Source organism: Pseudomonas allokribbensis (genome assembly GCF_014863605.1).
Lineage (GTDB): Bacteria > Pseudomonadota > Gammaproteobacteria > Pseudomonadales > Pseudomonadaceae > Aquipseudomonas > Aquipseudomonas allokribbensis.
In genome coordinates, this window is the sequence record NZ_CP062252.1 from 2,752,150 (window position 1) to 2,779,055 (window position 26,906).

31 protein-coding genes are annotated in these 26,906 nt (G+C 60.1%); 13 read left to right on the forward strand and 18 right to left on the reverse strand.

The window, feature by feature from the left end:
• Positions 1-2 precede the first annotated feature (2 nt).
• Complete coding sequence (locus IF199_RS12470; RefSeq protein ID WP_192560570.1) at positions 3-911, reverse strand: alpha/beta fold hydrolase; 909 nt, start codon at positions 909-911, stop codon at positions 3-5.
• 58 nt (positions 912-969) lie between these two features.
• Complete coding sequence (locus tag IF199_RS12475; RefSeq protein WP_192560571.1) at positions 970-1,533, reverse strand: P-loop NTPase family protein; 564 nt, start codon at positions 1,531-1,533, stop codon at positions 970-972.
• Between the two features lie 164 nt (positions 1,534-1,697).
• Here IF199_RS12475 and IF199_RS12480 point away from each other — a divergent pair, with 164 nt between their 5' ends.
• Both IF199_RS12480 and IF199_RS12485 read left to right on the forward strand, forming a co-directional pair.
• Positions 1,698-2,825 (forward strand): saccharopine dehydrogenase family protein, encoded by a 1,128-nt coding sequence (locus IF199_RS12480; RefSeq protein ID WP_192560572.1) that lies wholly within the window; start codon positions 1,698-1,700, stop codon positions 2,823-2,825.
• 2 nt (positions 2,826-2,827) lie between these two features.
• On the forward strand, positions 2,828-3,319 hold the full coding sequence (locus IF199_RS12485) for a DUF2269 family protein (RefSeq protein WP_192560573.1): 492 nt from the start codon (positions 2,828-2,830) through the stop codon (positions 3,317-3,319).
• On the opposite strand, the gene IF199_RS12490 is transcribed toward IF199_RS12485, so the two are convergent.
• Together IF199_RS12490 and IF199_RS12495 are read right to left on the reverse strand one after the other, a co-directional pair.
• Positions 3,302-3,766 (reverse strand): thiol-disulfide oxidoreductase DCC family protein, encoded by a 465-nt coding sequence (locus IF199_RS12490; RefSeq protein ID WP_192560574.1) that lies wholly within the window; start codon positions 3,764-3,766, stop codon positions 3,302-3,304. The genes IF199_RS12485 and IF199_RS12490 overlap by 18 nt on opposite strands.
• 41 nt (positions 3,767-3,807) lie before the next feature.
• Complete coding sequence (locus IF199_RS12495) at positions 3,808-4,797, reverse strand: zinc-dependent alcohol dehydrogenase family protein (RefSeq protein WP_192560575.1); 990 nt, start codon at positions 4,795-4,797, stop codon at positions 3,808-3,810.
• On the opposite strand from IF199_RS12495, the gene IF199_RS12500 reads away from it, so the two are divergent.
• Positions 4,787-4,981 carry a hypothetical protein gene (locus tag IF199_RS12500; RefSeq protein ID WP_192560576.1) on the forward strand — a complete coding sequence of 65 codons (195 nt, stop codon included), beginning with the start codon at positions 4,787-4,789 and terminating at the stop codon, positions 4,979-4,981. The two genes, IF199_RS12495 and IF199_RS12500, sit on opposite strands and share 11 nt — an antisense overlap.
• Entirely contained in the window at positions 4,963-5,853 is an 891-nt protein-coding gene (locus IF199_RS12505; RefSeq protein ID WP_102622432.1) for a LysR family transcriptional regulator, read from the forward strand. The genes IF199_RS12500 and IF199_RS12505 overlap by 19 nt, the downstream gene beginning before the upstream one ends.
• 38 nt (positions 5,854-5,891) lie before the next feature.
• On the opposite strand, the gene IF199_RS12510 is transcribed toward IF199_RS12505, so the two are convergent.
• Both IF199_RS12510 and IF199_RS12515 read right to left on the reverse strand, forming a co-directional pair.
• Entirely contained in the window at positions 5,892-6,260 is a 369-nt protein-coding gene (locus IF199_RS12510) for a hypothetical protein (protein WP_244142463.1), read from the reverse strand.
• Positions 6,261-6,346: 86 nt separating this feature from the next.
• Positions 6,347-6,556, reverse strand: coding sequence for a hypothetical protein (locus IF199_RS12515; RefSeq protein WP_192560577.1), 210 nt, complete (start codon positions 6,554-6,556; stop codon positions 6,347-6,349).
• Between the two features lie 74 nt (positions 6,557-6,630).
• Here IF199_RS12515 and IF199_RS12520 point away from each other — a divergent pair, with 74 nt between their 5' ends.
• Positions 6,631-7,008 carry a Ypar14, super integron cassette gene (locus IF199_RS12520; protein WP_192560578.1) on the forward strand — a complete coding sequence of 126 codons (378 nt, stop codon included), beginning with the start codon at positions 6,631-6,633 and terminating at the stop codon, positions 7,006-7,008.
• Between the two features lie 34 nt (positions 7,009-7,042).
• Here the strand turns inward: IF199_RS12520 and IF199_RS12525 are convergent, their stop codons facing one another.
• From IF199_RS12525 to IF199_RS12545, 5 genes are all read right to left on the reverse strand, one after another.
• On the reverse strand, positions 7,043-7,588 hold the full coding sequence (locus IF199_RS12525; RefSeq protein ID WP_192560579.1) for a GNAT family N-acetyltransferase: 546 nt from the start codon (positions 7,586-7,588) through the stop codon (positions 7,043-7,045).
• A gap of 118 nt (positions 7,589-7,706) precedes the next feature.
• Positions 7,707-7,997 (reverse strand): hypothetical protein, encoded by a 291-nt coding sequence (locus IF199_RS12530; RefSeq protein ID WP_192560580.1) that lies wholly within the window; start codon positions 7,995-7,997, stop codon positions 7,707-7,709.
• Positions 7,998-8,037: 40 nt separating this feature from the next.
• Positions 8,038-8,874 carry a suppressor of fused domain protein gene (locus IF199_RS12535; protein WP_192560581.1) on the reverse strand — a complete coding sequence of 279 codons (837 nt, stop codon included), beginning with the start codon at positions 8,872-8,874 and terminating at the stop codon, positions 8,038-8,040.
• Positions 8,871-9,764: a hypothetical protein gene (locus tag IF199_RS12540; RefSeq protein WP_192560582.1), complete on the reverse strand. Its 894-nt coding sequence runs from the start codon at positions 9,762-9,764 to the stop codon at positions 8,871-8,873. The genes IF199_RS12535 and IF199_RS12540 overlap by 4 nt, the downstream gene beginning before the upstream one ends.
• A 90-nt stretch (positions 9,765-9,854) precedes the next feature.
• Positions 9,855-10,757 carry a LysR family transcriptional regulator gene (locus tag IF199_RS12545; RefSeq protein ID WP_176504849.1) on the reverse strand — a complete coding sequence of 301 codons (903 nt, stop codon included), beginning with the start codon at positions 10,755-10,757 and terminating at the stop codon, positions 9,855-9,857.
• Positions 10,758-10,881: 124 nt separating this feature from the next.
• Here IF199_RS12545 and IF199_RS12550 point away from each other — a divergent pair, with 124 nt between their 5' ends.
• The 3 genes from IF199_RS12550 (at position 10,882) to IF199_RS12560 (ending at position 13,181) form a co-directional block, all read left to right on the forward strand.
• The gene (locus IF199_RS12550; protein ID WP_192560583.1) at positions 10,882-12,312 is read left to right on the forward strand and encodes an aldehyde dehydrogenase family protein; all 1,431 of its coding nucleotides are present in this window, start codon (positions 10,882-10,884) and stop codon (positions 12,310-12,312) included.
• A 91-nt stretch (positions 12,313-12,403) separates the two neighbouring features.
• Complete coding sequence (locus IF199_RS12555; RefSeq protein ID WP_192560584.1) at positions 12,404-12,757, forward strand: DUF7660 family protein; 354 nt, start codon at positions 12,404-12,406, stop codon at positions 12,755-12,757.
• Positions 12,750-13,181 (forward strand): hypothetical protein, encoded by a 432-nt coding sequence (locus IF199_RS12560; RefSeq protein ID WP_192560585.1) that lies wholly within the window; start codon positions 12,750-12,752, stop codon positions 13,179-13,181. Before IF199_RS12555 ends, IF199_RS12560 begins: the two co-directional genes overlap by 8 nt.
• A gap of 75 nt (positions 13,182-13,256) precedes the next feature.
• Here the strand turns inward: IF199_RS12560 and IF199_RS12565 are convergent, their stop codons facing one another.
• Positions 13,257-14,819 (reverse strand): sensor domain-containing diguanylate cyclase, encoded by a 1,563-nt coding sequence (locus IF199_RS12565; RefSeq protein ID WP_192560586.1) that lies wholly within the window; start codon positions 14,817-14,819, stop codon positions 13,257-13,259.
• A gap of 225 nt (positions 14,820-15,044) precedes the next feature.
• Between IF199_RS12565 and ycaC the strand changes: the two genes are divergently transcribed.
• Positions 15,045-15,677 (forward strand): isochorismate family cysteine hydrolase YcaC, encoded by a 633-nt coding sequence (gene ycaC, locus IF199_RS12570; protein ID WP_085708478.1) that lies wholly within the window; start codon positions 15,045-15,047, stop codon positions 15,675-15,677.
• Between the two features lie 56 nt (positions 15,678-15,733).
• Here the strand turns inward: ycaC and IF199_RS12575 are convergent, their stop codons facing one another.
• The 5 genes from IF199_RS12575 to IF199_RS12595 all read right to left on the reverse strand — a co-directional run bounded on the left by IF199_RS12575 (position 15,734) and on the right by IF199_RS12595 (position 22,229).
• Positions 15,734-16,996, reverse strand: a complete 1,263-nt coding sequence (locus IF199_RS12575; protein ID WP_192560587.1) for an NAD(P)/FAD-dependent oxidoreductase — start codon at positions 16,994-16,996, stop codon at positions 15,734-15,736.
• A gap of 4 nt (positions 16,997-17,000) precedes the next feature.
• Complete coding sequence (locus tag IF199_RS12580) at positions 17,001-18,578, reverse strand: aldehyde dehydrogenase (NADP(+)) (protein ID WP_192560588.1); 1,578 nt, start codon at positions 18,576-18,578, stop codon at positions 17,001-17,003.
• Positions 18,579-18,645: 67 nt separating this feature from the next.
• Positions 18,646-19,593 carry a dihydrodipicolinate synthase family protein gene (locus IF199_RS12585; RefSeq protein WP_192560589.1) on the reverse strand — a complete coding sequence of 316 codons (948 nt, stop codon included), beginning with the start codon at positions 19,591-19,593 and terminating at the stop codon, positions 18,646-18,648.
• Between the two features lie 55 nt (positions 19,594-19,648).
• Positions 19,649-20,575: a 4-hydroxyproline epimerase gene (locus tag IF199_RS12590; RefSeq protein ID WP_192560590.1), complete on the reverse strand. Its 927-nt coding sequence runs from the start codon at positions 20,573-20,575 to the stop codon at positions 19,649-19,651.
• A gap of 22 nt (positions 20,576-20,597) precedes the next feature.
• Positions 20,598-22,229, reverse strand: coding sequence for an APC family permease (locus IF199_RS12595; RefSeq protein WP_102622448.1), 1,632 nt, complete (start codon positions 22,227-22,229; stop codon positions 20,598-20,600).
• 224 nt (positions 22,230-22,453) lie between these two features.
• Between IF199_RS12595 and IF199_RS12600 the strand changes: the two genes are divergently transcribed.
• The 3 genes from IF199_RS12600 (at position 22,454) to IF199_RS12610 (ending at position 24,234) form a co-directional block, all read left to right on the forward strand.
• Positions 22,454-23,224: an AraC family transcriptional regulator gene (locus IF199_RS12600; RefSeq protein WP_192560591.1), complete on the forward strand. Its 771-nt coding sequence runs from the start codon at positions 22,454-22,456 to the stop codon at positions 23,222-23,224.
• A gap of 64 nt (positions 23,225-23,288) precedes the next feature.
• Positions 23,289-23,561, forward strand: coding sequence for a hypothetical protein (locus tag IF199_RS12605; RefSeq protein WP_192560592.1), 273 nt, complete (start codon positions 23,289-23,291; stop codon positions 23,559-23,561).
• 46 nt (positions 23,562-23,607) lie between these two features.
• A complete protein-coding gene (locus tag IF199_RS12610) occupies positions 23,608-24,234 on the forward strand; it encodes a DUF3885 domain-containing protein (RefSeq protein WP_192560593.1) in 627 nt (208 codons plus the stop codon).
• A 73-nt stretch (positions 24,235-24,307) separates the two neighbouring features.
• Here IF199_RS12610 and IF199_RS12615 read toward each other — a convergent pair whose 3' ends face one another.
• Entirely contained in the window at positions 24,308-24,628 is a 321-nt protein-coding gene (locus IF199_RS12615; protein WP_102622474.1) for a hypothetical protein, read from the reverse strand.
• Between the two features lie 144 nt (positions 24,629-24,772).
• Between IF199_RS12615 and IF199_RS12620 the strand changes: the two genes are divergently transcribed.
• Complete coding sequence (locus IF199_RS12620) at positions 24,773-26,899, forward strand: TonB-dependent receptor family protein (protein WP_192560594.1); 2,127 nt, start codon at positions 24,773-24,775, stop codon at positions 26,897-26,899.
• Positions 26,900-26,906 lie beyond the last annotated feature (7 nt).

Below are 26,906 nucleotides of genomic sequence, written 5' to 3' on the forward strand. Positions count from 1 at the left end.
CGTCAGCGGGTCATAAAGCTGCGAATCGCCTGCGTGGTTTCCACCGGTGCTTCTTCCATCAGCCAGTGACCCGCTCCGGCAATCACCACTTCGGTGACGTTGTCGGCGGCGTTGCGCATCACGATCGCTTCGTTGTTGCCGAAGGATTTCTCACCGCCGACGGCCAGGACCGGCATCGTCAGTTTGTTCTTTGACGAAGCTTCATTGTCCACCGCGTCCTGGCGAATGGCGCGGAACTGAGCGAAGGCCGCATGCATCGCGCCGGGGCGGGCGTAGAGTTTGGCGTAGTGCTGGCGGGTGGCTTCGTCGACTTTTTTCGGGTTGCCGGCGAACTCGTTCCAGAACCGATCCAGGTAAATGCGCTCACGGCCGGCGACCAGTCGCTCCATGTCCGGGCCTCCAAAATCGAAGTGCCAGAGCATCGGCGAACGCACGATGTCGTTCCACGGCGCAATGCCCGGAGCAGGCGCATCCATCACCACCAGACGATCGGTCTGCTGCGGATACCGCGAGGCATAGGCGAACGCGACCATGGTGCCAATGTCGTGACCGATGACGACCGAATGCTCGATGCCCAGCGAGGCGAGCACGGCGCGGATGTCTCCCGCCTGGGTCTTCTTGTCGTAGCCACCGTCGGGAATCGACGACAGCCCCATGCCGCGCAGATCAGGGATCACCACGGTGTGATCCTTCGCCAGATCGGTCGCCAATGGCACCCACATGTCCCCGGTATCACCAAAACCATGCAACAGCACCACGGCCGGGCCTTTGCCGCCGATGCGCGTGTGGATCTTCGCGCCGTCCACGGCAATGTCTTGTGTGCGGAACGAGGAGGGGAAGGGTTTCACGTCCGCATGGGCCGGAACACTCAGGGCCACCAGCAAGGAAGCGGTCAGCAAGGCGCGGATCATCACGGTGACTCCAGAGGTGTAGGTGGGTGGAGCGTAGACCGCTTTTAGAACGCTGCCTTTACCGTTGAGTGTTTTGCGCGGGAGTCTGCCTCTGGCTGACTTGAGGTGTGGTGCAAAGCCTGTCGAGAAAGGTCGAAACCTGCCGTTTGCCACGCAAATGCACCACCGGGACGTCTGGCCCGATTGACTGGCGCACGTTGTCGATACCCGGGCGGTAACCCCGGTCAAAGGTCCATACGAATTTCAGAAACGTCAGGAATTTCCGGTCGATTTTTTCTCTGCAGCCTGCCGCGAGATCCGGGCGAGGGCGGTTCATGATGCTGCGTCGGATCACGCGGGCGAAGCAGGTGAGTCGTCGCGTATCGAGCCAGATAATCAGGTCGGCGCGGGGCAGGCGAAGGTCGAAGGTTCGCCGGGCATAGTTGCCTTCACACACCCATGAATCCGCGTTGATTGCCTCGCGGACCCGTGTGCGGAATTGTTCTGCGTCGGGCTCGACCCAGTCTGGTTCCCAGAACAAGGTATCCAGATGAACCACGGGCAGGTTCAGGCGCTGGCCGAGGGCGCGGGCGAGGGTGGATTTGCCACTGCCGGCGTTACCCAGAATCACAATCCGTTGCATAGGGACGTCCTGTCGAAAAAAGCCGGCAATTGTGCAGGTTCCGGATGTTCAATCAAAGCGGATTCAGTCGTATTTCTTGCCTGACCCGCCGATATCAGGGAAGCTCCCGCGAATCCTGTCTCGGGCAAGTTGGCTGTACGATCGAATCGTTAGGGAAGCGTTGAATGGCGTTCAAGGTGTTGGTGGTCGGTGGGTATGGAAACTTCGGCAGCATCGTCTGCCGGCATCTGGCGTCGATGCCCGATGTTGATCTGGCGATCTCGGGTCGCGATCCGCACAAGTTGTTGCGCAAGGTCGAAGCGTTGCAAGCTGCTTCAGGAAAAACCTGCGCCAGTTGGTGCGGTGATGCCATGGGGCCCGGGTTTCAATCCGCATTGGGCTCGATGGGAATCGAGTTGGTCGTCCACACCGGCGGCCCGTTTCAGGGGCAGTCCTATGCGGTTGCCGAAAGCTGCATCGAGGCCGGGGTGAACTATTGCGACCTGTCCGACTGCCGAACCTTCGTCAACGGTATTGCTGTACTCGATGCGCGCGCGAAAGAGGCGGGCGTGGCGATTCTCAGCGGTTGCAGTTCGGTGCCGACCCTGTCTTCGGCCATCATCGATCAGCAGCGGTATCGCTTTCAGCGCATCGACTCGATCGAACATGGCATTTCCTCTTCCGCCAAGATGCCGGGGCTGTCTACCGTTGAAGGTGTGCTTGCCTACGCGGGCAAGCCGATCAAACAGCTCAAGGATGGCCGGGTTCACGAAGTACCGGGCTGGCAGGATCTGACGTTGCGCAGGATGCCGCATCTGGGCACTCGCTTGCTGGCCAATGTCGACGTGCCGGACATGGACATTTTCGCCGGTCGTTATGGCGCCCGGACACTGAGCTTCAAGGCCGGTGCCGGGCTCAAGCTCGGCGGTGTCGCCAATGCTCTGTTCGCCCAGGCCCAGAAGATGGGGCTGATTCGCGACCATGCGCCTTGGGCCGCGCGACTGCATCGCCTGGGCACCTGGTTCGAGCGACTCGGCGACGGCAAAAGCGCGATGTACATCGACGTGCAAGGTCTCGGGGTTGAAGGACAACCACTGTCCATGACCGCTCAGCTGACGGCGTGGAATGACAAGGGCCCGGAAATCCCGAGCTGCGCCGCTGTGGCCCTGGCCACCAAAATGGCCCAAGGCTATGTGCCTGAACCCGGCGCCCGGCCTTGCGTGGGCGAAATCACCGTCGACGAATACATGGCCGCGATCAACGACCCTGAAAACCTCAGCCTGTCCGTGCGTTTCTCCGACGGGCAGCGCTGACCATGCTTTACCTGTGCCTCAAATACATTCATGTGATCGCCGCGGTTTTCCTGTTCGGATTCGGCATGGGTTCCTACCTTTACCTGATCGCCGCCAGCCGCACCGCCAACCCTCAGGTGATTGCTCATGTGGCGAAAATGGTCGTGCGTTTCGACGCCTGGATCACCACCCCGGCAGGCTTCATTCAGATCGCATCGGGCTATGGGCTGATCAAACTGGCCGGCCTTCCGCTGACCACGGAATGGGTGCTGACGTCGTTGATCATCTTTCTTTGCGTGGGATCACTCTGGCTGCCGGTGCTGGTACTTCAGAAGCGCCTGTACGTGATGGCTTCGAGTGCGAACGAGACCGGGGGAGGGCTCGCGGACGAGTTCCGGTCGGTGTACCAGAAATGGTTCTGGATGGGGGTGGCCGGTTTTCTGGGGATGTTCGTGATTGTCTTGATGATGGTGACGAAGATGACGCCCGTGCAGGTGCTAGGGCTGTTGCTGTAGCGAAGCCTTCAGAAAGCGTTGTTCATGATCGGGATCAGGCAGAAGACAGGTGTCATATTGTCCAAACAGCCGATAACGATTCAGTGCAATACGATCGTAGGCCCAGTTCCGAAGGCCGCGCGGGAAAATGCGCAAGCATTGCAAAGGACGCCAGCGGGCAGGCAGTTGAGCAACGACTTCGAAAAAGGCGTCGGAGCGCTCCCAATAGTGTCGGTCGCGGATGACCGCCATGGTGTCGAACTGATCGAGGGGTAAATCTGCCCAGGCGAGCAGCGCCTGCCCTTCGGGAGACTGCACTGCCGCCAGCCGGACTCGCTGATGGCGGTCATGGCGAATCAGGAATTTCGCCCAGCCATTGCACAACTTGCAGACGCCATCGAACAACACCACTGTCTCGCCGGGTTTCAGCAGGGGAGCCGGTGACGGGCGAATCCGGGAAACGGGCATAAACATCGGTCCATTGAGGCCTGGTTTCCCGGATCATATCCTTAAACGGTCACGACAATCTTGCCGACCTGCTGGTTGGCTTCAAGAAAGCGATGCGCCTCTTGAATGTCTTCGAGGGCGAACGTCTTCGCGATGATCGGTTGCAACGCGCCCGATGCGAGACCGTCGGAAATGAACGTCTTGGCTCGGGCCAGAGCCGCAGGATCCGCGACGACCTCCGCGTAAAGGTAGCCCTTGAGCGTCAGGCATTTGCCCAGCACGGTGAACAACGGGAACGGCGTAGGCTCCGGGCTCAAGGCACCGTACTCAAGCAGAATGCCGCCTCTGGCCATGCTCTGGGTGAGTTGTTCGAAAGCGGGGCCGCCGATCGGATCGAACACCACGCGTGCGCCCTGTCCATCGGTCAGTGCCATGACGGCGGCGACGATATCCTCTTCATCGCTGACGATGACGTGCGCAGCGCCGGCGTCCAGCAAGGCTTGCTTCTTGGCGTGGGTGCGGGTCACGGCAATCGAAGTCGCGCCCACCATTCGGGCAATCTGGAAGGCCGCCAGGCCGACGCTGCTGGAGGCGGCAGTGACCAGTACAAAATCGTTCTTCGTCAGTTTGGCTTGTTCGACCAGCGCGCCCCACGCGGTGACGTATTGCATCCAGGAAGCGGCGGCCTGTTCAAAGGACAGGTTCGACGGGTGTTTTACCGTCAGATCGGCGGGCACGTTGGCCAGCTCGCCGTAGGTGCCCCATTTGGCGATGTCCAGCGGCGGAATCAGGCTGACCGCATCGCCGACCTTGAACTCGCTGACACCTGCGCCGACGGCAACCACCACACCGGCCGCTTCATAACCGAGGCGGCTGGGAAACTGCGCTTCCTGCAGATAGGCGTGATTGCGGAACATGACCTCGGCCCGATTCAACCCGAAGGCCTTGACCTCGATTTGCACCTCGCCGGATGCCGGAGCCGGCACATCGACCGATTCCAGTTTCAAAACGCTTGCGTCGCCGTATTCATGAATCCTGACAATGCGTGCCATGGTTACCTCTTCTGTGATCAATGAGGCCGGTGTGACCGGCCTGAATTCGTGTGAAATCGCACCTGTTGCAGCCGTGCGCGTCGTTGCCATGGCCGCCAATTTAGGCTTTGGCCTGCGCCAGATAAAGACCTACGATAGCGCAACACTAGAAACACAGGGTTTCCAATGGATCGCCTCACCTTGATGGCCGTATTCGTCAAAGCGGTGGAGCTTGGCTCCTTCAGCGCAGTGGCGGATGAGCTCAATCTGTCCCCGCAACTGGTTGGCAAACAGGTCAAGATGCTCGAGCAGCATCTGGGTGTCTCGCTGCTCAATCGCACGACCCGCAAACAGAGCCTCACCGACTTCGGCCGTACGTTCTATCAACGGGCGAAGCTGATCCTGGCCGATATGGACGCCGCGGAAGAAATGGCCGCGATGACCCGAGGCGTACCCAGCGGCCGGCTCAGAATCAACGCGCCAGTCACCTTTGGCGTCAGCACGCTGTCGCCTCGGCTGCTGGAGTACATGGTCAGGTATCCGCAGGTGTCGGTGGATCTGACCTTGTCCAACGAACTCGTTGACCTGGTGGAGGGCGGATATGACGTGGTGTTTCGAATCGGTGAGCTGTCCGACAGCGGTCTGAAGGCTTTGCCTTTGAAGCCTTATCAAATGGTGCTGTGCGCGGCGCCTGCCTATCTGGCCAGACGTCCACCCATCACGACACCACTGGATCTTCAGGAACATGAGTGCCTGGCGTTTGCCTATTCGGACGGTCGCTCACACATTCGCCTCGAAGGGCCGGACGGTTGCATCGACGTGCCGATTAAAAGCAGATTGACGATCAATCAGGCCGACCCCTTGCTGTCGGCGGCGGTGGCAGGGCTGGGGGTCGTGCTGTTGCCGTTGGAGCTGGTCAAGGATGCGCTGAGAAGTGGAACGCTGGTGAACCTTCTGCCGGATTACAACGTCCCGGTTTCCCCGATGAATCTTCTGTATGCACCGGACCCTAGGCTGACGCCCAAGCTGCGAAGCTTCGTGGATTTTGCCAGGGCTGCGTTTGGCGCTGATGCGTGAAAGGGCAGCGAGGCCGTGATCAGGTTTCATCGTTCAACTCATTTCGAGGCTGTCAGAAACCCCGGATCGAATGACGTATTGGCGATCCTCGCGACGTCCGATTCAGCTTCCCATTCCACGGTGTCACCTGCAATTTCGCGCACGATCCACTGCTGTGGCGCCGTCCACGAGAGTTCGATGTAAGGACCGTTGAGCGCCTTGTTTGCAATCAGCAGCGCAACCTCATCGGCCGGGCCCGGGCACATGCCACCGACGGCCATGGGCACGCGTTCGCGAATCAGGCTCGCGAGCAGGCGCAGTCGCTCGGCGTGGGAACTGAAAGGGATTCGATGTTCTGCGCCTGCGTTATCCGTCAGTTGCAGGTAACCCGATTCGCTCGAGATCGAATGGATCAGCGCCAGATGCAACGGTGCCTTGCCTTGGCCTTTTACATAACGTGATTTGATGATTGCGATTTCCTGAGTTGACGGGATGGAAGGTGTCGGATCGCTGGTCAATTCGTTTTTGATTTGTCTGCCGCACTGCATCTTGTCATCCAGTCCCAACTCAGAAAACCTTCGGTGAAATCCAGCAGTTCCTGATCGATCTGATCGACTGTTGCATTTATCCCGGCTTGGGCCAGATCGTAGGCATCATCGAAGTAGCCGAACAGGCCAAGTACCTCCGCAAAGCCGCCACTTTCCCTTGCCCAGACTTGATACATGCGTTCAGCCAGCAGAGTGTTTAACAGGCAAATGATGGGTACGATGCAGCTCAAAGTCAGGCCAAGGAAACAATATGCCGCTGCTCGTATGGGACCCGTTTGATCTGATTGGCGTACTCGGTGTCCTTCCGTCCCAGGATGAGTTTGAAACGTCGCATCGATACTCGATTCAACAAGGTTCTCTCAGACTGGAGCTGACGGTATGGCAGTACGATTCCGATGTCGAGATTCAGCTATGGGAAGCATCGCTGCCCAACCCCATCATCAAATACACTCTGCTGGGCTGCCCGGGGATCCGGGTTGTAGAGGACAAGCGCGGAAAATTCCTCGAATTTGCCGCGTCGAACACGTTCACCGGGCGATATGACGGATATTCAGTGATTCCCTACGGGCTCAGGCTCTGGGTCGATCCTCAGATTTTCCTGGAGCCATTCAGCTACACGACAGCCTGATGACTCCACTGTCGCAAACGTCGCATTCCGCACTTCAAGCGTGTTGTTGCGATGCAGTCCATTGTGACCTGGTCAGTCCGTAGCACTTGCACCAGGCCTGCGTAGTGGACAGCGTCAGTTCGGCATCATACAAGTGCACCGCACCGATTTTCATGGCGGCTTTTTGCGAGCGGATGTTCGACGGGGCGATGTGGAGATAGACAGTGTCGTACGCCTTGAAGGCGTGTTCCACCATCAGCTGTTTCAGCTCGCGATTGGTCTCGCCACCCCATTTCGCCCGCACCAGAAAGGTATACCCGATAGCGATACTGTCCGGCAGGTCGGGCGGGGTGTAATAGCTCGACATGCCCACGATCAGCCCCGAGTCGATATCAATGACGGCCAGCGTTTTGCCGGTGGCTAGCCGCGCGGCGAAGTACGCTTCGAATACCGGCCGCTCATAGCGGTCACTGGCGGGATGGCCTGCCCAGATGTGCGGGTCTGAGGCCGCCAGAAACAGGCCTTCAAAATCGCTTTCGGAAAGAGGTTTGAGCCTAAGCGTTTTCCCGCATAAAACGGGTTGGCAGTCGAAGTCGTGCACTAGAATGGTTTCCTTTCCAGGTGAGTCGTGGGGAGGGAACCAGTCTAGAGCCACGGATCTTCAAGAAAAGAGCCAATGCGACTGATATTGATGGAGCCATCGCGCTCAAGCTTGATATCTACGGTTTCGACGCTTGAATCGCCCTGTCAAGCAAAGGCCCCGTGATCAGCCGTGCCTTGTAATCGCTGACGAAATAATTGATTCGATTGGCCAGGTACTGAATGAACAGCCAGCCCAGGCCGTGGTGATCGCGCAACTCCTCGTCGTTGAGCTTGATCAGAGCGTCGTAACTCACAAAAGACGCTTCGCAATTGACGAGCAGATACAGCGATCCGTCCTCAGCACCTAGAAGGTCCCAAAAACTGTCGTTCAGGTGATAGGTCGCAGGGGCGAGTTGAAGCCGCTTCATGTTTGATCCCCGAGAGTTTCCTTCCCCCTGAGTGCCGCCGTCATACAACGCTGTCACGTTGCAGGCTGCTCATATGCCCGATGCCCGCAGCCTTCAAACGGTTCACCAGATCATCGCGCGCTGAGCGCCCACCCGAACGAATGTATTCAAGCTCCGACGCTGTGATCAATACCACGGAAACCATTCTGACCGGGGATAGAGGCATGTCATCCAGTCGGGTAGGGAAGTCCGGTTCAGGGGCGCCCAGCAGGACGCCGGTTGAGTCGTCCTCGGTCACGAAATGTGCGGGCAGTTGATCACTCATGTGACTGGACAGGCTGAAGCCGGGAATTTCGATTGATAGCGCACCGTACTGGTCGAGTCGGTGAGTTATTCCTCCAGCGTCTGCCACCGTTTTGGCAATGTGCTCCACTAGCTCGAATGCCCAGCTGCGCTGGAAAGGGTCGACATCACCCAAAAGGCCACGGGCGTGCTCGGGTATATCGGCGGTTTCCAGGAACAACTCCATCTCGAAACCGTTGCCTGTCCCTTCAGCATCATCATCGAAAGGGTCCGACAGGCCTTCAGTGGCGATAATTATGTTGTCGCCACGGCGAATGACTCGGTAGGCCTGGCGCGTCGAGGGCCAGTAAGGGCCGCCGGAAAAGCTCGGGCTGATCATGTAGGCAAGGACATCCCGCTCCACGGTGCCGATAGATCCCCAGTAGCGATCCAGGCAGGCTTCACCGGCCATTCGGGCTGCCATGTTTGCTGCTTCAGCCTCATTCAGGTTGCCGGCAGTCACCAGTTCTTGCAGATGAAGGGCTTGTGGTGAGGCTTGGCTGTCCTGGTTAAAAGGACGTTTCAATGAGTCGAGAAGCTTCTTGAACAAACTCATATGCGTTCCTTGCGGGTGTTGACCGGGGTGGCCCCTTTCTTATCGGTAGCTGCAGCTTTTTCCTGATGTTTCCCCACGTGGTTTTTCCACGGAAAGTACTTAACAAAAACCGAGCGATTGATTACTCCAGACTCACCCACCTGAAATCCTGGCATCTGTTGCAGATCAAGCTGTAAGCACTGAGCCGCGAGTGCCTTTTGTAACGCGGGATCCGGATGAAACGACGCTGGACGGAAATTGCTTTTTTCAAGCGTCACATCGCAGCGTGTGATTTGGCCTTTAGCGTTAGCCGTGAAATCAAAATGGGCGCTGCCGAACGCGGTGATTGAGTGCCTGGCCAACACGTTGTCCCAGAAAAACCGGCTTTCCAGCCCGGCCTTCTGGTGTGTCAGGTCGTAATCGGAAATGGACGAAGTATCGCCCTTGGCTATCAACGGCGCGATGATCTCAAGGGAGCCATCGACTGGACTCTGGAGACCTTCCGGGATTTCCGTCCAGATGCTGCTCCAGCAAACATCGGTGACCAGATTGGCGAAGTCGGGTGGAGCGCCCGGGTCAGTTGGCTGCGCTTCGCAGAACAATACGTCACCTTGCTGGCTGAGCTTCATGCGCAACTTCACGCTGCCTTGCATGCTTTCGCCATTTGCCAGGAACACACTCTCGGCCAAGGTACTGCGTAGAACCGCGATATAGCGCCTAGCCTCCATTGCCTTGATTTCTTCTGATGTCATGTACGTTGGAGCGGACTTGCCTCCACTGTCCATATAGGCATTTATTCGCTGGTCGGTGGTCAGTTGGTGACAGCCAGAAAGCGTCACCAGGCCTGTCAGGAAAAGCAGCGGCGAGATCAGCCGACAATCGATCCATGATTTCAATGTATTGCTGATCACTCATGTGTTCCTTGAAAAAACGAGGCGCCATTTTGCCTTGAAGCCAGACCGCCGTACATTTGCAACGCACATCTCGATTGATCGCAAGAATCAAACCGGACTTGGCCGCAACTCGTGCACCAGATCAATCAGCGCACGCAATCGCGCCGGCACGAAGCGATGGCCCGAGTAATAAAGCCTCAACCCGCCAAACGACGGACACCACGGCATCAGCACCGGCACCAATGCGCCGCTTGCCAGTTCTTCCTGGATGAACCACTCGGAAATGAAACCGATGCCCAGGCCCAGCACCACGGCCTGTTTGATCGCCAGCAACTCGTTGAACACGAAGCGCGTCGGCAGATCCATCTGCAATTTCTCGCCATCGCGTTCCAGCTCCCAATGGTAGATACCTCCGTGGGCCATGCGCATGCCGATGCTCTGGTGGGTGAGCAGATCCCGCGGGTGTTCGGGCACGCCGTGGCGTTCGAGGTACTCGGGCGTTGCCACCATGAGCATCCGGATGTCGCCTGACAGCGCCACCGCAATCATGTCTTGCGGTACCGACTCGGCCAGGCGAATCCCGGCGTCGAAGCCCCCGGCGACGATGTCGACCATGCTTGCCTCGCTGACGACGTCGATGCGCACCTCGGGATAGCGCCGAGCGTACTGATCGAGCAGCGGCTCCAGCAGCAGGTAGGCCGCGCCGTGCGGTGCATTGATGCGCAGTGTGCCGCTGGGTTCGTCGAGACCGACGCTGGCTTCTTCGCCGGCACTCTTGATCTGCGCCAGGGCCGGGGCGATGCGCTCGACATAGCGCTGCCCGATGTCGGTGAGGGCAACGCTGCGTGTGGAGCGATTGAACAGGCGCACCTTCAGGCGCGCTTCGAGGCCGGCCACTGCGCTGCTCACCGCCGTGGTGGACATGCCCAGTTCCTGGGCCGCGCCGCGAAAACTGTTGCGCCGGGCAACGGCCAGCACCACTTCCAGCTCGGTCATTCCTGTTCTGTGCATGGATTGTCCTGAAAATAGGGATGCTTCATAAGCCAAAGGATAGCTTATCGGAACAATCAACTCTTCTTAGACTTCGCGTCATACAGGCTCGATTCAGGCGAGTCATTTTCAGCGAGGAGTTGCCATGCAGCGCATTGAACACATCTACATCAACGGCGAGTACGTCCTCCCACACGGTCAGGAGTGGTTCGACCTCCATAACCCGAGCACTGAAGAAGTCATCGGTCAGGTTCGACTGGGTGATGCGCTCGACGCCCGGCGCGCCATCGCCGCCGCCAAGGCTGCGTTCCCGGTCTGGTCTCGCACCACGCGCGAGGAGCGCATTGCCGCCCTGCAACGCATGCATAAGGCCGTGGCGGCCAGAGAGGAAGAACTGCTGGAAGCCATCCTTGAGGAGTACGGCTCGCCTGCGGTTCGTGGGCGCTGGATGGCGACGTATCCGGCGGATGTGATTGCACAAGCGATCGAGGCGCTGGAGGCGTTCGACTTCGAAGAGCAGGCCGGTATGGCCAAAGTCATTCTGACGCCCGTGGGCGTGACCGGTCTGATCACGCCGTGGAACAGCAATGCCGGCTTCATCTGCAACAAACTGGCTACCGCACTGGCGGCAGGCTGCACCGCCGTCATCAAGCCCAGCGAGATGAGCGCGTTGCAGACGCAGGTCGTGATCCGGGCGTTGCACGAAGCAGAGCTGCCACCGGGTGTCTTCAATATCGTCAACGGACGGGGCGATGTGGTTGGCGAGGAAATCGCCCGCCATCCCGACGTTGCCAAGATCTCGTTCACGGGGTCGTCCGCAGTCGGTCAGCATCTGGTCAGAACCGGCGCCGACACCCTGAAGCGCGTGACCCTGGAACTGGGCGGCAAATCGCCCACCGTGGTACTCGATGACGCGGATTTCCAGGCGGTCATGCCGCTGGCACTGCACGCCGGATTCCTCAACAGCGGCCAGGCCTGCATCGCCGGCACTCGCATTCTTGTCCCACGTTCACGGCTCGCAGAGTTCGAGCAGGCTGCGAAAGAGGGCGTCGCACAGTTTCAATCGGGCGATCCGCGCAACGCCGACACCGATATCGGCCCGATGGTCAGCCAGAAACAATGGGAAAGGGTGCAGCGCTACATCCGTATCGGTCAGGAGGAGGGGGCGAGGTTGCTGGCGGGTGGCGAAGGTCGTCCGGAAGGCCTGCACGCCGGATGGTTCGTCAAGCCCACGATCTTCACGGACGCCAACAACCAGATGCGTATCGCGCGTGAGGAAATTTTCGGCCCGGTGCTGACGATTATCCCTTACGAGGACGACGCCGATGCGATAAGAATCGCCAACGATACGGACTATGGACTGAGCGCTCTGGTGCTGGGCCAGAACCCCGAACGTTGTGTGAATATCGCCCGTCAGATCGATTCGGGACGCGTGCTCATCAACACCCTGGCCCACGAACCGCGCGCCCCTTTTGGTGGCTTCAAACACTCGGGCCTGGGGCGCGAAATGGGCAAGTGGGGGATGAGCGCGTATCTGGAGCCGAAGACATTGATCACCCATGACGCGGTGAAGTGAACGCTGTGTGTGGCATCGGAAACCGGGCGGAATTCATTCCTGGTTTCCAGCAGCGTTACGAATGATTGCCCGGGTTTGAAGTTGACCGTCCATGCTGCTGTATCGCAGCATGGCGCCTCCCGAACACCAAGCCTGGAAACTCATGTCTGACCCTTTGGATCTTGATGAACTGTTGGTACATGTCAGCGATGAAGCCTCGTTCATTCGCTTCATCCAGGCGCTGGGTGCTGATTTTGCCCACGAGCGATCACTGGAAGAGCTGTCACCTTCAACGCTCGATCGGGCCGGCGCTTCAGAGTGGGAAAACGGATCCGTTGACTCGTTTCTCGATGCCGCGGCCGCGTGGGCTGATTCAAGCAGCCGGTCCATCTCAAACGAAAGAGCGGTATCGAACGTGTGGCAGCGTTGCGCAGCCATTCTGTTGGCCGGAAAGTTTTATGAGTGAGCCGCACGCGACCTTCGCGTCTGGCCGGAAGAGCCCCATGCCCAGAATGCTACCGGACAACGAACTCAAGGCGCTTTCGGTGGAAGCCGAGGTCAATGGATTAACGCTGAGTGATCTTGCCGTCACGTGCGCGAAGTTCGGAATGACACCGCGAGATCTACTGAACGAGCTCTCCGTAGCGATTGCGGAAAGCTATCTGGAGAGATCGCTGGACTATGAATTTTGCGATGGTGTGATGAACGGAATCATCAATGCCGTGGTTGAGGTCGGCATGACTGACGATATGCCTGAGCCCGCCTTCTCGCTCTATCAGGCGTTTGATCTGGGTGAATGGATCCGCAGTGAAGACCCGCCGGGGACTGATCCCAGTGAGAAATACGCGAGGCCGGTGGTTGAGGACATAATGCGTGCGTTGAGGGGTTGAGGTTCAGTTTCGATTCTGACGGGCAACTGACGTGGAATCGAGCTTGTACCTCCGGCCTTCACCCGCTGCCATCGATCACACTGACTCATCCGCCGAACACCAACGATTGCGCCCCAGCCGCTTCGCCTGATACAGGCAGGTATCCGCCGACTGCAGCAGCATGGCCGGCGTCACTGTGTCGTCAACCGGATGGCGGGTCGCAATGCCGGCGCTGGCCGTGACGTACCCGAGGGGATGCCCGGAGTGTTCCAGTTCCAGCGAGCGGATGGCTTGCAGGATGTCCTCGGCGACTTGAATGGCGCCGGCGTTCTCGGTATTGGGCAGCAGCACGGTGAACTCTTCGCCACCGTAGCGGACGGCGAGGTCGCCGGGGCGTTTGACCGCTTGCTGGATCGCGCGTCCGACGGCGTTCAGGCAGTCGTCGCCGGCGGCGTGGCCGTAGCGGTCGTTGTAGCGTTTGAAGTGGTCGACATCGAGCATGATCAACGACAGCGATGAGCCCTGGCGCCGGGCCAGACGAATCTCGTCTGCCAGCGCGTTGTCCAGGCGCCGGCGGTTGCCGAGGCCGGTAAGGCTGTCGGTCAGTGCCATGTCGCGCATGGCCTGGTGGGCGGAACGGATCTCCCGCTCCATCGCAATCCGCTGGCGCAACTGGCTCAGCACGATCAGTCCAAAACCGGCGAGGACCAGGATCAGAAAAATCAGCACGAAGCCGTTTTTCAGCAAGTCCCGACGCCATGGCGCGGTGATGGAATCTTTCGACAGACCGGCCTCAACCACCAGCGGATAGGTGGTCAAGGCGCGATAGCCATAAAGCCGTTCAGTGTCATCGACCACCGCTCGGATCTGGGCGATGCCTTCGTTGGAGGCGGGCAGGTAAGTCTTGAAGATCTCGCTGTTCGCCAGGCTTTTGCCCACCACGGAGGCGATGAAAGGACGGCGAACCAGAATCGTGCCGTCACGCATGGCCAGCACCAGTGCGCCTTTGTCATCGATCCGGAAATCGCCGTAATAGTCGACGAAATAACTGACCTTGACCGTCCCCAGCAGCACGCCTGCGAACGAGCCATCAGGGTTGTTCAAGCGACGGGAGATGGGAATGATCAGGTCATGGGTGGAGCGGCTCTCGACCACCTGGCCGATGCGCACTTGCCGATCCTCGTGAGTGCGGTGGTACTGGAAATAATCGCGATCGGCGTTGTTGGCCGTTTCCGGGGTGACTTCTTTGTCGGTCACGATCCAGTGGCCATCCGGGCCGTAGATGAACAGGCCGTGCAACTGCGGCATGATTTTCGATTGCTGCACCAGCAGCTTGTGAATGCGCGGGACATCGAGGTTTTGCAGTCCGTCACCTTCGACACGCTCGGCCAGCCCGGCGGTGACCACATCGACCTGGCGAATGGTGTCTTCGGCGTGCTGGGCCGTGGCGCGGGCCAGGTTGGTCACCGAATCGCGCGCAGACGCAAAGACCGAACGATAGTCACGCCACGTCCGCCAGCTCTCGACTGCCAGAAACGCCACGACCACAACCAGCATGAAGCTGACCGTCAGCCGGAAGGTTGAGCCGGCCTTCACGGCTTTGCTGGCGGGGCGCCGCTTGTCGTTTGCAGTTGGCTCTTGCGTGTTGCGTCCGAGCATCAACTTTTCCTTGAATGTCGTTCTGAACGTAATGCTGGCGAACATTATGACAAGGATCGGCAGGAAGTTCGGGACCGCAGCGTGATTGAGCCTCGGTTTGCGTTGATTGTCTCTTCTGGGTTGACGGTTAAACGCTTTGCAGGTGATTTATCGCTTTCAGGCGAGTCATTAATCTGTGCCCATCTTGAACGCAAGCGAACTTCCACAACTAAAAAGGGATTCAACATGAGCACTGCAACCTACAACCGCCTGAACAAAGACGACGCCGTGGTTCTGCTGGTCGATCACCAGACCGGTCTGATTTCGCTGGTCCAGGACTTTTCGCCGAACGAGTTCAAGAACAATGTGCTGGCATTAGCCGACCTGGCCAAATTCTTCGAGTTGCCGACCATCCTCACCACCAGTTTCGAACAAGGCCCGAACGGCCCGCTGGTGCCGGAACTCAAGGAAATGTTCCCGGATGCGCCGTACATTGCCCGCCCGGGCCAGATCAACGCCTGGGACAACGAAGACTTCGTCAAGGCGATCAAGGCCACCGGCCGCAAGCAGATCATCATTGCCGGTGTCGTGACCGACGTGTGCGTGGCGTTCCCGACCTTGTCGGCGCTGGCGGAAGGGTTTGACGTGTTCGTGGTGACCGATGCCTCCGGCACCTTCAATACCACCGTGCAACAAGCCGCCTGGAACCGCATGACCCAGGCCGGCGCACAGATGATGAACTGGTTCTCGGTGGCCTGCGAGCTGCACCGCGACTGGCGCAACGACATTGAAGGGCTGGGCAACCTGCTGTCGCAGCGGATTCCGAACTATCGCAATTTGATGAATGGCTATGCGGCGCTGACGGCTCGTCAGGGTTGATCGAATACTGCGAAAAATGTGAAAGGCCTGCCCTCAAAAGCAGGCCTTTCGCGTTTTCAGAAACGATCCAGCCTGTAAGGCTCGACACTCGGCAGTTCCTCACCCCGAGTCGCTGCCAGCGGCGAAACCATCCGCAACACGAGCTCCGCCGTCACCGCCGCCTGGGTCAACCCCAGATGCTGATGACCGAAAGCGAGCAGTACCTTGCCGTCGTCTGTCTGATCGATGATCGGCAGCGAGTCCGGCAGCGAAGGCCTGAACCCCATCCACGGTGTGGCCGCCTCGGCACTCAACGCCTCACGGAACAATCCCTTGCTCAACCGATGCAATTGCCAGGCGCGTGCCATGGTCGGCGGCGCTTCAAGCCCGGCGAATTCGACGGTGCCCGCCAGGCGCAAGCCTTCGGACATCGGCGTCATGATGAACTTGCGTTCCAGTGACGTAACGGGGAAGGGCAGCCGGTTGTGTTCCTGAGGCAACATCAGGTGATAACCGCGCTCGGTGTCCAGCGGCACTTTCTTGCCCGTCAGCGCTGTCGTCAACTTGGCCGAGTGAGCACCGCAGGCAATCAATACCCGACGGGCATTCAGGTTGCCGGTTCCGGTATTGAGCGAAACGCCTTGTGCATCCAGTTGCCCGCCCTCGACCCGTTGCTTCACAAACTGCACGCCGCTGGCCTTCGCGGCGCTGACCAGTTCACACACCACTCGGTACGGGTCGATGAAGTGCCCGGTGCTCGGGAAAAACAGCCCGCCCTGAAGGTGTTCGCTCAGTTGCGGTGCGCTGTCACGCACCGTAGCCGCCTGCCATAAATCGACCGGCACCTGCTGCTGACGCAAGCGCGCCTGCAACGCTTCAATGGCCGGGCGCGAGTCGGGACGTTCGAACACCAGCAGCGAACCTTCCACTTTCAGCAGGTCGGGCCGCTGGATGTCACCGAGCAACCGGTGCCAGGCCTCCAGCGAGCTTTCATTGAGTGCTCGCAGACCCGCCACGGTGCGCTGGAACGGCGCCGACCGCAGGTTCAGCAACAGCCGAGTGAACCAGGGCAGGGCGCAGGGCAGGTATTTCCAGTCCAGGCGCAGCGGCCCCATCGGGTCCATGAGCATGGCCGGCAAGCGCTTGAGGATCGACAGATCGGCAATCGGAAAAACCTGCTCGGTCGCCAGGTGTCCGGCGTTACCGAACGATGCGCCGTGACCGGGTTCCTGCGGGTCGATCACGACCACCTGCAAACCCTGTCGCGCCAGACGCAGGGCGCAGGCAACGCCGATGATGCCGGCGCCGACCACGGCGATGTCATGGGTGATGTTCGGCATGGTTTCAGGCTTCCCTTTGGCCATCGAGCAGGCGTCGCAGTGCCAGTGGATTGGCCTGTTTGAGTGCGGTGGGCAGCAAGGCATCGGGGAAGTCCTGATAGCAGACCGGGCGCAGGAATCGCAGGATCGCCGCCGTGCCGACCGATGTGGTGCGCGGGTCGGACGTGGCCGGGAACGGTCCGCCATGCACCATCGCATCGCACACTTCCACACCGGTCGGCCAGCCGTTGACCAGCAAGCGTCCGGCCTTGCGTTCCAGCGTCGGCAGCAATGAACGGGCCTGATCCAGATCCTCGTCATCCAGATGCAGCGTGGCGGTCAGTTGACCTTCCAGCTGTTCGAGCACCTGACGGACCTCATCGTGGCCGGCGCATTGCACGACCAGAGACGCCGCGCCAAACGCTTCGGCTTGCAGCGCGTGATCGGCAAGGAAATCCGCAGCATCGGTGACGAAGACATGGGCCTGCCCCTGATTCGCACCTGTTCCTCTCTGGCCGACCACTGCAAGACGTGCGCGCGGATTTTCCGCCAGTGCATTCACGCTGCACTCGTAAGCATTGAAAATGCCGGGGGTGAGCATGGTCTGGGCCGGGCTGCGCTGGATGAGCTCGGCGGCGGCGCCAATGAAGGTGTCCAGCGCCGGCCCCTTGAGGGCGATCACCAGCCCGGGATTGGTGCAGAACTGCCCGGCGCCCAACGTGAGCGAGGCGACAAAACCTTCGGCCAGCGCTTGTGGGCGATTGTGTAGCGCGGCGGGAAACAGCAGCACCGGGTTGATCGAACTCATTTCCGCATACACCGGAATCGGTTCGGGGCGAGCCTGAGCCGCTTTGATCAGCGCGAGCCCGCCACTGCGCGAACCGGTGAACCCCACCGCTTTGATGCGTGGATCGCTGACCAGCGCAATGCCGACCTCGCGCCCGGAACCGTACAGCAACGAGAACACGCCCTCAGGCAGACCGCACGCCTTGACGGCCCGAGCCACGGCGCGGCCGACCAGTTCGCTGGTACCGGGGTGGGCGCCGTGAGCCTTGACGATCACCGGGCAACCGGCGGCCAGTGCCGAAGCGGTATCGCCGCCAGCGACGGAGAACGCCAGTGGAAAATTGCTCGCGCCGAACACTGCCACCGGCCCCAGCGCAATCTGACGCTGACGCAGATCCGAACGCGGCATCGGCTGACGCTGTGGTTGGGCGCTGTCGATGCGCACATCCAGCCATTCGCCGGCTCGTACAGTGCGAGCGAACAGCCGCAATTGCTGGCAGGTACGCCCGCGCTCGCCCAACAGGCGAGGGCGCGGCAGGCCGGTTTCGGCCATGGCGCGTTCAATCAACTCATCGCCGAGGACTTCGATTTCGTTGGCGATGGTTTCGATGAATTCGGCGCGTGCGTCCAGCGCTGTCTCGCGATAGCGGTCGAACGCGGCCCAGGCCAGAGCGCAGGCTTGTTCGACGTGCTCGGCGGAGCCGCCGGCATAAGCCGGTTCCAGCGGTGCATCAGTGGCCGGGTTGATCCCCCGGATGATGTCGCGGTCGCCGGTGATGGTGTGCTGACCGATCAGCAGTTTGCCCGTAAGAGACATGGCAGGTTCCTGGAAAAAATGAGGGCCCGCCGCGGATGTGGGCGGCGGGCTGAAGCGAAGCAGCCGATCAGACGAAGTTCTGTTCCGCCGACCAGTTTTCGTACCAGTGACGGAACAGCGCGTACTGGGCTTCCGCGTAGCGACGCTGCGAGTCGCTCAGGGCATCGGTCTCGTTGAAATGCAGGGTGTATTCCTTGTCGCCGTTGAGCACCATCAGGTGTTTGTAATACAGCACCAGATCCGTGCCCTCGTCGAAGGACGACAGCACCGCCAGCGCCGATTCCAGCTCCCGGGCCTGACGTCGTGCCTTGGCGTCACCCTTGGCCGCCTGTTTGCTCAGCGCCACCAGTTGCAGCACTTCGCGGGGCAGGGCGTTGCCGATGCCGGTGATCGCACCGGTGGCGTTGCAGTTGACGAAGCCGTGCACGACCTGAGTGTCGACACCCACCATCAGGGTCACGTCATCGTCCTTGGAGGTGATGTGCTCGGCGGCGTAACGCAGGTCGGCGCCACCGCCGAATTCCTTGAAGCCGATCAGGTTCGGGTACTCGCGGCGCAGTTCGAAGAATAGGTCGGCGCGGGTCGCGAAGCCGTAGTAAGGGCTGTTGTAGATCACCGACGGCAAGTTCGGCGCGGCCTGCAGAATCGCTGCAAAGTGGGCTTTTTGCGCGGCGAGCGAAGCGCCACGGGACAGTACCCGTGGAATCACCATCAAACCCTGAGCACCGACTTTTGCGGCATGGGCAGCATGGGAGACTGCTTCACGGGTGTTGATGGCGCCCGTACCGACAATGGTCGGAATCCCGGCGGCCACCAGGCGCGCCACGCCTTCCTGACGCTCGGCCTCGGTGAGCAGCGGCCAGTCACCCATGGAACCGCAATAGACCACGGCGCTCATGCCGGTATCGATCAGCTCGCGACCCTTGGCCACCAAGGCGTCGAAATCCGGTTTGCGTGCAGCGGTGCACGGGGTCATCAGGGCGGGCATGCAGCCGGTGAAGATGTTGTCGCTCATTATTGTTCTCCTTGGAACGGTCATTCGGATTGGATTGAAAAAGCAGCGCAGCGGCTCAGATGCCCCACGCGAACGGATCTTCTTCGTCGATCAGCAGCGTGCTGTCGGCGGTCATATAGGCGCGACCGGTGATGAACGGGCGCACGCGTTCGCCTTCCCATTCGAAGCGGCCTTCGAACTGGCTGCCGGTGATGCTTGCCTGTACCCAGCGCTCGCCGGGCGCCAGTTTTTCGTCGGCGGCCAGGCAAGCGAGTTTGGCGCTGGTGCCGGTGCCGCACGGTGAACGGTCGTAGGCTTTGCCGGGGCACATGACGAAGTTGCGGCTGTCGGCCTGGTCGTCATCGGCGAACAGTTCGACGTGGTCGATCACCGCGCCGTCCTCGCCATGAATGCCTTGGTCCTGGAGGGCCTTGAGCATTTTCCAGGTGAAGTCGGTCAGGGTTTCGACGTTGTCCATCGTCAGCGTCTGGCCGTGCTCCGACACCAGGAAAAACCAGTTGCCGCCATAGGCGATATCGCCGAGGAAACGGCCGTACCCCGGCACCTCAACCGCCACTTGTTTGCGCAATCGATAAGCCGGCACGTTGCCCAGGGTCACGGCGCCGTCTTCATGCAACGTCGCGCTGACCGGGCCGACCGGTGTGTCGATCTTGTGCACGCCCGACGCGATCAGCCCCAGGTGCTGCAAGGAGGCGACCAGGCCGATGGTGCCGTGGCCGCACATGCCCAGATAACCGGCGTTGTTGAAGAAGATCACGCCGCAGGTGGCGTCCGGCGACACCGGTTCGCAATACAGCGCACCGACCAGCACATCGTTGCCGCGCGGTTCCAGCAGGCAGGCCCGGCGCCAGCGGTCGTGCTGGTTGCGCAGGACGTCGCGTTTTTCGGCCATGGTGTTGCCGGGCAGATCGGGGAAACCCTTCATCACCAGGCGCGTGGGTTCGCCGCCGGTGTGCGAATCAATGACGTGTACTCGTTTCATGGACGTGTCCCTTCAAATGATTTCAATAAGCGCCGGCAGCGCGCGGGTTGGAAGCGGAGGCCGGCGACGTCGAAGTGACTTCGCTTTCATCCTCTTCGGACTCCAGGCGCAGCAGATGCGCCGGTACGCCAGTGGCGGCGCCCCAGTAATAAATGCCGGTGGCGAAAGCCGCGACGACCAGCGTGTCGAAAGGGTGGGCGAGGATGCCCAGACCACCAAAGGTGCCGAGTTTCGACAGGACAATGGTCACGGCGTAGAAGGCGATCAGCCACGCGGATGAACGCACTTGATGGGCGAGGCTCAGATGCTGGGTCGGCACGAAACGACCACACAGCAGGTACACGACAAACATCAGGATTTGCAGACCGAGCAGCCAGGACACGGTGTCCCAACCCGACCAGTAGACGATCAGCGCGGCGATGATGAACGACACCGGCCCGAGCAGGCCCATGCACTTGACCCGGAATGGGCGCGGCATGTCGGGTGCATTGCGACGCAGCGCGGCGACGGTGACCGGGGCCACGGCGTAACTCAATACCAGTGCGGCGGACACCACGTTGATCAGCGCTTCCCAGGACGGGAACGGCAGGGTCCAGAACACTGACAGGGCAAACGTCAGCCACAGCGCCGGACGCGGAATGCCGGACTTCTCATCGATGCGGGTGAAAATTTTGAAGAAGGTGCCGGTCTGCGCCCAGCCGTAGATCACCCGTGGCGTGGCGTTCATGTAGATGTTGCCGCAGCCGCTGGGCGAGATCACCGCGTCGGCCACCACCAGATAGGCCAGCCAGCCCACACCGAGCGCCAGGGCGATGTCGCGATACGGCAGGGCGAATTCCTTGGAAACACCGGCCCAGCCATTGGCGAGCAATTCGGTAGGGATGCCGCCGAGGAAGGCCGTTTGCAGCAACACGTAGATCGCGGTGGAGAGCAGCACCGACAGGATCAGCGCAATCGGGATGGTGCGCTGTGGGTTTTTCACTTCACTGGCCACCGAGATGATCGGGGTCAGGCCGAGGTAGGCGAAGATGACGCCGCCGGCGGAAACGGCCATCTCGATGCCCGAGAGCCCGAAGGGGGCGAAGCCTTGAACCTGGAAATTCTCGGGTTTGAAGAAGGTGAACAGCACGCCGATCACCAGCAGCGGCACGATGAACTTGAACACGCTGACCAGATTGTTGGCCTTGGCGAAGGTTTTCACGCTGCGGTAATTGAGCAGGAAGAACACGCAGAGCAGGCCGAACTGCACCAGCCAGCCCAGCACTGTCGGATCACCGCTGCCGGTTTTGGTCAGGCCGGGAAACCACGCCGCCGCATATTGGCGCGAGGCAACCACTTCGATCGCCACCAGACTGGAAAACGCGATCAGCGTGATAAAGCCCATCAGGTAACCCAGCAGCGGCCCGTGGCTGTAGACCGGATAGCGCACTACACCGCCGGCGCGGGGCAACGCCGCGCCCAGTTCGCAGTAGACGATGCCCAGCAGCAACACGGCGAAACCGCCCAGCAGCCAGGAGAAAATCCCGGCCGGCCCGGCAATCGCGGAGACGTGACTGGCCGCGAATAACCAGCCCGAACCGAAGATCGCCCCGAGCCCGATAAAGGTGAGGTCGATCAATGAAAGTTGTTTTTTGAACTTGCCTTGGCCTGACATGGCATCGCCTTCTTGTGAGTTATTGGATAGGCAGGTGTGAAGTCACTGGAACGGCTAAACAGTGAACTCATCAGGCGTCGGGCGATTGATGTTTTGCGCAGGTCTGGATGACGAAATCAGCATAATTGCGCTGAGCGACAGCAGGCCTCGACAGTCTGCGGACGTTGCTGCAATCTGCACGCGAACGCCGTACAGCCGATCCATCCGCGAAGGAAAAACTGACGATGCAGAACGCATTTGCGATCCTGTGCGAGGGTGATGAGCGCAATCGCCCCCAGACTCTCGAAGCCTTGGTGGCGGGCGTGGCTGCGTTGTTGCCGATGCTGGATGTGATTCCGAATGCAGCGATTTTCATCAAGGATGTCGAGGCGCGTTATGTCATGGCCAACCGCACGCTGGTGCAGCGATGCGGGTTGAAAGACTTGAAACCGTTGCTCGGTAAAACCAGTGCGCAGGTGTTCCCCGCGCAACTGGGGCCGGGCTACACCGAGCAGGATCGCCGAGTGCTGGAAGAAGGGTGGGTGCTGGAGGATCAGCTGGAATTGCACCTGTACGGCAGTCGCGAACCGGGCTGGTGCCTGACCCATAAACGACCGCTGTACAACCGCGATGGCGCGATTATTGGCCTGGCGGGGATTTCGGTGGACCTGCAATCGGCCAGCGAAACCCACCCGGCCTTCGAGCGTCTGGCCGCTGTCGACGAACACATCCGCGCGCATTTCAATCGCCGGGTGACGCTGGGTGAACTGACCCGGATCGCCGGTATCTCGGTGGCGCAGCTGGAGCGCTACTGCAAACGCGTGTTCCACCTGACGCCACGGCAGATGATCCAGAAAGTACGGCTGGAACATGCCCATCGCTTGTTGCACACCGATTTACCGATTACCGAGGTTGCACTGCAATGCGGCTATACCGATCACAGCGCTTTTACCCGACAATTCAAGGCCTCGACCGGATTCACGCCGCGTCAGTATCGACAGGCGACGGAACAATGAGCGGCTTGCGAGTCATCGCGGCTAGACTGAACACGTCAGCCCCCTTTGCTGCAGGTGAAACGAGATGAGCGAAATCTGGGTACGCCGATGCTCGTATGGCCTGTGCGCGATGCTGTTGACGCTCACAGCGTCCTGCTCAAGCAAGGCTCACTACGCGACCACCGGTGATCGCTGCTATGCCAAAGCGGTGCCGACGATGGGCGAGGGTGGCCTGGCCTGGGGATCGACCCTGGGCCAGGCACAGAAAAAATCCATGGATAACTGCATGCGCTACGCCGGCCGCTCCGGCGGGACGCCCGGTACCTGCCAGGTGGTGGTGTCCAAGTGCAAGAATTGATAAGGCGCGATAGCCGCCCGAGCCATATGGACCGGAAAGGACTTCAGTGAATCTTCATCTTGAAATCGAGCGGATTTTTACCGACCAGGCCTTCGCAAGGCCGCTGTTTTATTCCTGCCCCGGAGGACTGCGTTTCGAACTCTCCGAAACGGGAGGGATGATCGAACAGTTCCTGTTGGCCTTGCGAAAGTCGACCGAGATCTGCACCGACATTTTCAGTGGCGAGCCCACGCTCGTGACCTGTCTGCGCTTTCACTCCGGCGGCCAGCGATTTACCCATCGAGCGTTGCTTCAGTCCCTTCGGTCGGCTGGCATCGAGATACCTGCAGAGCGCTCGATCTGGAGTGAACGCACTGATCCGGATGACTGGTTCTGCGAAAGCGAACCCGAGTACTGGATCAACCTCGCATTCGAAGCGCCCGTAAGGTTGCTTCAAGCATTGCTCTGGTGCGCACTGGCCACGGATTTTGGCGCCATTGCGCCGAATCCACGCTGCGCGGTCTACCTGTTCAATTTGAAGGCCGAAGTGATGGTTTTCCCTTACGACGACCGAGGAATGGACGTGGTCGGGCCCAACAAGGATCTGCTTTCAAGGCTGTATCACCGGCATCAAGCGTATCTCCTCGATTACGACCGGCCCGCGATGGACGCTGACTTTGCAGGCGCTGCTTGATATTGGCCCCGAGCCCTTGATGCCGATCAGAGAGGTCCGAGGGCTCAAGGGCATTTGAATCAAGTCCCGTTCACTAGGTGCGTTGCAAGGCCCGCGACACGTACATTTTGGTAATCATTGACACCATCTCTTTTGCCCCGAAACAACGGAAGTAAAAGTAGCCGTAGTCGGTTTCCAGACACACAATCTTGGTCATGAACCCCCATTCCAGGCTGACCTTTCGAATCGATGCCATGGGGATTTCAATATCCAGAACCCCGTCCTGAACCATACGGTTCATGGCATTGGCGTTCATGAAAATCGTGGAGTGGGTCACCGTCACCTTCCCGCCAACCCAGAGTCCGCTGGGGGCCAGAAAATTGACCAGTTTCGTCTTCAATACTGCTTCGGCCATCCCTGCATCTCCCTCGTTCAAATCACAATCCAGCATTTCAGCCGCCTGTTTACCTGACAAAAAACAAAATCACCATGTGTTTACTTCGTTCATTCATACGTCGCAGTTCTCACTGCCCGTTTCTGTCTGTCTGGAGTTCTCTCGATGCCCTCGCTCAAAACACTGCCCGCTGCATTGCTGGGGCTGGCCCTTGCTTGTCCGGTGGAAGCTGAGTCTCAGAGCATGGAGTTGGGGCAGGTGCTGATCGGGGCTGAGGATCAGAGCGGCGAAGACCTTTCGCTGGAGGAGGCCAAGGCCCGCTTGGCACAGGTGCCCGGTGGCACCAACGTGGTCGATATGCGCCGCCCGATGCAGGGGCGGGTGGCGAGCAATCAGGATGTGCTGGCGTATCAGCCGGGGGTGTATGCCCAGTCGGCGGGCAACGAGGGGGTGAAAATCTCGATTCGTGGTTCGGGCATCAATCGGGCTCCTGGTGCTCACGCGTCGGGGCTGTACACGATGCTCGACGGTCTGCCGCTGACCGGCCCCGGTGGCACACCCTATGAATTGCTGGAACCGCTGTGGCTCGACCATGTGGAAGTGCTGCGCGGTGCCAACGGTTTCGATCGTGGGGCCCTGGCACTGGGTGGTGCAGTCGATTACGTCAGCCACACCGGCTACGACGCGCCTCGGTTGAATGTGCGCTACGTCATGGGCAGCCACGGTTATGCCCAGCGGCAAGTCAGCTCGGGCCAGGTGCTGGGCGACTTCGATTACTACCTGTCGATGACCGATGCACACTCCGACGGTTATCAGGATCACACCGCGAGCAAGAGCCAGGGCGTGATTGCCAACTTCGGTTATCGCTTCAATCCGAATCTGGAAACCCGCTTCTACATTCGTCACCGTGAGACCGACAACGACCTCGCCGGGCGGGTGACCAAACACTCCATCGAGCACGATCCACGGGCGGCCAACCCGGCCTACGTGACGCGCAACGACAGCCGCGATCAGCCCGGCAGCACCTTCATCGGCAACAAGACCACGTATTACATCGACGACGATTCGAGCATCCAGACCGGCCTCGTTTATCACGACTACCCGATGGACCTGCGCGAAGGCCCGAACCGTCTGAAAGTGGCGTACACCGATGTCAGCGGCACGTTCGACTACAAGCGCCGCGACACCCTCTGGGGCCTCGAAAGCCACAGCACGGTCGGCCTGCGGGTGACCAAACATTTGCCTAACGACGGTGCGAGCGAGCTGGTGCGGATTCCCACCGGCAACACCGCCGGCTATGCGCCGGGTACGCACATGCGCAACTTCACTTATCAGGGTTCGGATTCTGTCCTGCATGTGGGCAACGACCTGGAAATCGCCGACGATCTGTGGCTGACCACCGGCCTTGCCGCGATCTACACCCGCCGCGAAAGTGCCGTGACCTATCCCGAAGGTGGTGGCAAGACCAGTCTCGGCGACTGGGATTACGCGCCACGCCTGGGTCTGCGCTATCAGGTGACGCCAGACCTGCAACTGTTCGGCAACCTCAGCCGCTCGGTCGAAGCGCCGCATCCGTGGTCGCTGATCTACAGCTCCAACGTACGCTTCCCGGCCGGCAGCGGCGCCGCCACCGGCACCCAGCGTGATCCGGTCAAACTGCAGAACCAGACCGCGACCACCCTGGAACTCGGCGGCCGTGGCGACAGCGCACTCGGCGAATGGAGCCTGGCCTGGTATTACGCCCAGGTGCGCCACGAATTGCTCTCGGTATTGCCGGACGCCAACGCCACCACGCCTTATGAACTCAATGCCAGTCCTACGGTGCATCAAGGTGTGGAGGCGAGCCTCAACAGCAATCTGTGGTCGGCGAACGACGGCGGCAAGCTGAGCCTGCGTCAGGCCTACACCTTCAGTGACTTCCATTACCGCGACGACGATCGCTTCGGTGATAACCGCTTGCCGGGCTTGCCGATGCATTACTACCAGGGCGAACTGCGCTACGACTTCCCGCAGGGCTTCTTCGCCGCCGTCAACACGCAACTGGTGTCGAAAGTGGCGGTGGATTACGCCAACAGCTACTACGCCGACCCTTACGCCACCTTCGGCGCGACCCTCGGTTACAACGCACCCAAGGGCGACTGGCAGACCTGGCTGGACATGCGCAACCTGACCGACAAGCACTACGCCGCTACAGTTACGCCGGGCTATGACGATAAAGGACTGGATGCCGCACGCTCAACGCCGGGCGAGGGCATGGCGATGTATGTCGGGGTGTCGTGGAGCTTGCTCTGAGGGCCAA

Coding starts and splice junctions, on each gene's coding strand:
- IF199_RS12530 (WP_192560580.1), bottom strand. CDS start 7,997: ATGAAGCGGCTTCAACTCGCCCCTGCGACCTATCACCTGAACGACAGT.
- IF199_RS12605 (WP_192560592.1), top strand. CDS start 23,289: ATGAGCGAAATCTGGGTACGCCGATGCTCGTATGGCCTGTGCGCGATG.
- IF199_RS12505 (WP_102622432.1), top strand. CDS start 4,963: ATGGATCGCCTCACCTTGATGGCCGTATTCGTCAAAGCGGTGGAGCTT.
- IF199_RS12565 (WP_192560586.1), bottom strand. CDS start 14,819: ATGCTCGGACGCAACACGCAAGAGCCAACTGCAAACGACAAGCGGCGC.
- IF199_RS12600 (WP_192560591.1), top strand. CDS start 22,454: ATGCAGAACGCATTTGCGATCCTGTGCGAGGGTGATGAGCGCAATCGC.
- IF199_RS12550 (WP_192560583.1), top strand. CDS start 10,882: ATGCAGCGCATTGAACACATCTACATCAACGGCGAGTACGTCCTCCCA.
- IF199_RS12475 (WP_192560571.1), bottom strand. CDS start 1,533: ATGCAACGGATTGTGATTCTGGGTAACGCCGGCAGTGGCAAATCCACC.
- IF199_RS12590 (WP_192560590.1), bottom strand. CDS start 20,575: ATGAAACGAGTACACGTCATTGATTCGCACACCGGCGGCGAACCCACG.
- IF199_RS12620 (WP_192560594.1), top strand. CDS start 24,773: ATGCCCTCGCTCAAAACACTGCCCGCTGCATTGCTGGGGCTGGCCCTT.
- IF199_RS12485 (WP_192560573.1), top strand. CDS start 2,828: ATGCTTTACCTGTGCCTCAAATACATTCATGTGATCGCCGCGGTTTTC.
- IF199_RS12560 (WP_192560585.1), top strand. CDS start 12,750: ATGAGTGAGCCGCACGCGACCTTCGCGTCTGGCCGGAAGAGCCCCATG.
- IF199_RS12585 (WP_192560589.1), bottom strand. CDS start 19,593: ATGAGCGACAACATCTTCACCGGCTGCATGCCCGCCCTGATGACCCCG.
- IF199_RS12500 (WP_192560576.1), top strand. CDS start 4,787: ATGCGTGCCATGGTTACCTCTTCTGTGATCAATGAGGCCGGTGTGACC.
- IF199_RS12595 (WP_102622448.1), bottom strand. CDS start 22,229: ATGTCAGGCCAAGGCAAGTTCAAAAAACAACTTTCATTGATCGACCTC.
- ycaC (WP_085708478.1), top strand. CDS start 15,045: ATGAGCACTGCAACCTACAACCGCCTGAACAAAGACGACGCCGTGGTT.
- IF199_RS12535 (WP_192560581.1), bottom strand. CDS start 8,874: ATGAGTTTGTTCAAGAAGCTTCTCGACTCATTGAAACGTCCTTTTAAC.
- IF199_RS12520 (WP_192560578.1), top strand. CDS start 6,631: ATGCCGCTGCTCGTATGGGACCCGTTTGATCTGATTGGCGTACTCGGT.
- IF199_RS12615 (WP_102622474.1), bottom strand. CDS start 24,628: ATGGCCGAAGCAGTATTGAAGACGAAACTGGTCAATTTTCTGGCCCCC.
- IF199_RS12480 (WP_192560572.1), top strand. CDS start 1,698: ATGGCGTTCAAGGTGTTGGTGGTCGGTGGGTATGGAAACTTCGGCAGC.
- IF199_RS12545 (WP_176504849.1), bottom strand. CDS start 10,757: ATGCACAGAACAGGAATGACCGAGCTGGAAGTGGTGCTGGCCGTTGCC.
- IF199_RS12575 (WP_192560587.1), bottom strand. CDS start 16,996: ATGCCGAACATCACCCATGACATCGCCGTGGTCGGCGCCGGCATCATC.
- IF199_RS12515 (WP_192560577.1), bottom strand. CDS start 6,556: ATGTATCAAGTCTGGGCAAGGGAAAGTGGCGGCTTTGCGGAGGTACTT.
- IF199_RS12580 (WP_192560588.1), bottom strand. CDS start 18,578: ATGTCTCTTACGGGCAAACTGCTGATCGGTCAGCACACCATCACCGGC.
- IF199_RS12490 (WP_192560574.1), bottom strand. CDS start 3,766: ATGCCCGTTTCCCGGATTCGCCCGTCACCGGCTCCCCTGCTGAAACCC.
- IF199_RS12495 (WP_192560575.1), bottom strand. CDS start 4,797: ATGGCACGCATTGTCAGGATTCATGAATACGGCGACGCAAGCGTTTTG.
- IF199_RS12555 (WP_192560584.1), top strand. CDS start 12,404: ATGCTGCTGTATCGCAGCATGGCGCCTCCCGAACACCAAGCCTGGAAA.
- IF199_RS12470 (WP_192560570.1), bottom strand. CDS start 911: ATGATCCGCGCCTTGCTGACCGCTTCCTTGCTGGTGGCCCTGAGTGTT.